This is a genomic window from Pseudomonas sp. SIMBA_041, from assembly GCF_046535095.1.
GTDB classification, from domain to species: Bacteria; Pseudomonadota; Gammaproteobacteria; order Pseudomonadales; family Pseudomonadaceae; genus Aquipseudomonas; species Aquipseudomonas mucoides.
This window is the reverse complement of the sequence record NZ_JAWRXJ010000755.1, coordinates 1-246: the sequence shown is the minus strand read 5'-3', so window position 1 is coordinate 246 and position 246 is coordinate 1. Positions and strand designations below refer to the sequence as shown.

At 54.9% G+C, this 246-nt stretch carries 1 pseudogene; it reads left to right on the top strand.

Annotated features, from left to right (window positions below):
* A pseudogene (locus tag SB725_RS33135) lies at window positions 1-200 on the top strand (hypothetical protein); the annotation flags it as partial.
* Window positions 201-246 lie beyond the last annotated feature (46 nt).

Here is a 246-nt window from a genome sequence, read left to right as displayed (position 1 = left end):
ATGTAGGTGTTCCACAGGGTAGCCAGCAGCATCCTGCGATGCAGATCCGGAACATAATGGTGCAGGGCGCTGACTTCCGCGTTTCCAGACTTTACGAAACACGGAAACCGAAGACCATTCATGTTGTTGCTCAGGTCGCAGACGTTTTGCAGCAGCAGTCGCTTCACGTTCGCTCGCGTATCGGTGATTCATTCTGCTAACCAGTAAGGCAACCCCGCCAGCCTAGCCGGGTCCTCAACGACAGGA